Annotated in this window: 4 protein-coding genes; all 4 read right to left on the bottom strand. The window is 72.4% G+C overall.

All coding sequences use genetic code 11. The annotated features are described in order from the left end of the window. On the bottom strand, positions 1-1171 hold a 1171-nt coding region (locus tag G3I40_RS45220; protein ID WP_239092324.1), incomplete at its 3' end, for an AAA family ATPase. Positions 1172-1190: 19 nt separating this feature from the next. After that, on the bottom strand, positions 1191-1460 hold the full coding sequence (locus G3I40_RS45215) for an MbtH family NRPS accessory protein (RefSeq protein ID WP_164560592.1): 270 nt from the start codon (positions 1458-1460) through the stop codon (positions 1191-1193). Between the two features lie 203 nt (positions 1461-1663). Continuing rightward, positions 1664-2434, bottom strand: coding sequence for an alpha/beta fold hydrolase (locus tag G3I40_RS45210; protein ID WP_164560591.1), 771 nt, complete (start codon positions 2432-2434; stop codon positions 1664-1666). Further along, the coding region (locus G3I40_RS45205) for an acyl-CoA dehydrogenase family protein (protein WP_164560590.1) at positions 2431-2953 on the bottom strand (523 nt) is incomplete at its 5' end. The genes G3I40_RS45210 and G3I40_RS45205, both read right to left, overlap by 4 nt.

Below are 2953 nucleotides of genomic sequence, written 5' to 3'. Positions count from 1 at the left end.
CGTCCCGGGGCAGCAGCCCCGAGCGGACCCGGTCGGCCACCGGGGTCCGGTGCGCGACCGCTGCGGTCTGCGTGTGGACGCACGGGGCCGGCAGCCGCACGAGCCCGGTGGCCGCGGCGTGCGCGGTGAGCCGCCACTGCTCCCCGGTGGAGTGATAGGCCGTGGCCCGCAGCAGGGAGTGCCGGAAACGGTAGTGGTCCGCCGCCAGTTCACCGGGGCGGACGATGTCCTCGCGCAGCAGTTCCGCGACGGCGTCCGCGAGGCGCTCGGCGGGCAGTCCGCTGACGGACCGCAGTTCCTGCAGGGTGAACGGGTCGCCGATGACCGCCGCGGACTGCGCGGCGAGCCAGCCGTCGTCGGACACGGCCCGGAACTCGTCCAGGAAGCGGGTGGACGCGGTGGGCCCCGGCGCGTCCGGCGCGGTGCCCCCGGTGGAACGGGGGGAGGCCGCGAGGGCCAGCAGCAGCCCCGGGTTGCCGCCCGACCGGTGGAGCAGGCTCCTGCGCAGCGGCAGGGCCGTCCCGTCGGGCAGGAGCGCGTCGAGTTCCTGCCCGGTCAACGGGCCGGGTTCGATCCTGTGCGCTCCGGGCGCGGACGCCAGGAGTCCGAGCAGGCGCCGCGGCGACTGGCGGTCGCGGTGGGCGACCACGACGACCAGCCGCGCGTCGGGCGGCCTGCGCACGAGGCTCTCCAGCAGTTCCAGTGACGCCGGGTCCGCCCAGTGGACGTCGTCCAGCGCAAGCACCAGGCCGTTCGTCCCGGTCAGCGCGCGGATCGCCTGACGCAATGCCGATCCCATCGGTCCCGCCGGGACCGGGGACGCGAAAGGCGCGGTTTCCGGATGGTCCGTCAGATCCAAGGCGGGGAACACACGGCCGAGAATGCGTCGGGAAGCGGCCGGTACGCTCCGGAGAACTGCCTCGGCCTGTGCGGAAAAGATCTCTTCGAAGGCGTCGGAGAAGAGCTGATAGGGCGCAGCGGTCGCGGCGGGAACCGCCGCGGCATGGGCGACGGACCAGCCCTGCTTTCTGGCGTTGTCGAGTAGGTGGTGCAGCGACCGGGTCTTTCCTATCCAGGGCTGCCCCAGAATCTCCACGACGGGGGGCGCCGCACCGGGTCGATCGAAAAGGTGCGCCGCATCCGCTGTGGTCGATGATCGTCCGTGCGACATCGTCCGCGGAATGTCCCCGTCACCTTCCATGGGCGGGGATCTCCTCCTGGGACGGGGGCGCCGACGCCCCCGCCGGCTGCCTGTCGTCCGCCAGCGCGCGGCGCAGGCTCAACGGCCGCATGTCGGTCCAGTGCGTTTCTATGTATTCCAGGCACTGCTCTTTGGGGGCCGGTTCCCCTACGGCTCGCCAGCCGGCCGGAATCGCCTTTCCTTCGGGCCAGATCGAGTACTGCTCTTCTTCGTTGATGACAACGACATGGTGCTCGAACCTGTTGGTAGACACACTCATCTCCCTACATGACCTTTGGGTGGTGGCAACTGCAGGTGTGGGCCGTCGATCTGCCCGTGGAGCCGATCGTCCGGATCCTATTCGCAGCGACTTGAGAAAGGCTCGGGAGTTGCCACAGACGAGATTCCGCGGGTGATTTCGGGAGGCGCGGAAGGCGAGTTGAGAAGTGCGCAGAATTCGTCGAGGTCGTGTTTATGCGCAGGTCAATTCGTGATCGCGGGAAGGGCGGTGAGGGCGTGGGTGAGTTCGGCGGCGATCTCGGGGAGCCGGGCGAGGAGGTAGAAGTGGCCGCCCGGATGGACGGACAGGGTGGCGGGGGCGGTGGTGACGGCGTCCCACGCCGCGGCGTCGGCGGGGGGAACGCGCGGATCGTCGGCTCCGGTCATGGCGATGACCGGACAGCTGAGCCGCGGGCCGGGAGCGGCGCGGTAGGTCTCCACGGCCTCGAAGTCGGCGCGCAATGCGGGCAGGGCCAGCCTGAGGAGGCCGGGATGCTCCGGTTCCAGCCCGTCGACGCCGTTGAGGCGCTCCACTTCGGCGAGTATCGCGGCGTCGCCGAGGTGGTGGAAGGCCGGACCGGGTGGCAGCAACGGGCCGCGGCGGGCGGAGGCGACGAGGAGGTGGACGGGTCGGCCGTCGGCTTCCAGTCTGCGGGCCAGCTCGAACGCGACGACGGCGCCCATGCTGTGGCCGAACAGGGCGAGAGGGGTGGTGTCCTCGGGGTCCAGCAGGCGAAAGAGCGCGTCGGCGAGCGGCGCGATGGAGCGGGCAGCGGGTTCCGCGCGCCGGTCCTGGCGGCCGGGGTACTGCACTGCCAGGACGTTCACCTGCGGTGCCAGGGCATGGGAGAAGGGGAGGTAGGAGCCGGCCGAGCCGCCCGCGTGCGGCACGCAGAGCAGGCGCGGTGCCCGCGGCGAGGCGGGACGGAACTGCCGGATCCACAGGGCGCGTTCGGCCGCGGTGGGGGCGGTCATCGGCTCAGCGCGGATTCGGTGAGGGCGCGGCGGTAGAAGAGCTGCGCATCGCTCTCGTCCAACAGGCCGCCGGCGCCGTGCAGTTGGAGGGTCTCCGTCGCGGTGTCCACGGCCAGCTCGCGGGCCAGACGCAGTGCGTGCGCGGGGGCGTCCGCACGGTGGACGAGGCTGCGGACGGCCTCCAGGCGGGCGGACAGCGCCGCCAGCCGGAAGGCGGGGGACTGGTGCGCGCCGAGCGGCCGGCCGAAGACGGTCCTGCCGCGGGCGTGCGCGAGGGCGAGGTCGAGGGCGCCACGGCTCAGGCCGGCCAGGTAGGCGGCCTGACGGGAGCGGATCCGGTCGGTCAGCGCGTGCGGATCGGCGAGCCGGCCCGACAGCACGGGGGGCACACCGGCCGCCACGTCCACGCCGAAGAGCCCGCCGCGCCCGAGGTCGGTGTGCTCGAAGAGCCGGACCCCGGGACGGTCGAGTTCGACGAGCGTGAACTCGGCCCCGTCGACGGTGATCAGCAGGTCGGCC

Source organism: Streptomyces sp. SID14478 (assembly GCF_010548525.1).
Lineage (GTDB): Bacteria > Actinomycetota > Actinomycetes > Streptomycetales > Streptomycetaceae > Streptomyces.
This window is presented reverse-complemented; position numbering and strand designations above follow the sequence as displayed.

Coding starts and splice junctions, on each gene's coding strand:
- G3I40_RS45215 (WP_164560592.1), bottom strand. CDS start 1,460: ATGAGTGTGTCTACCAACAGGTTCGAGCACCATGTCGTTGTCATCAAC.
- G3I40_RS45210 (WP_164560591.1), bottom strand. CDS start 2,434: ATGACCGCCCCCACCGCGGCCGAACGCGCCCTGTGGATCCGGCAGTTC.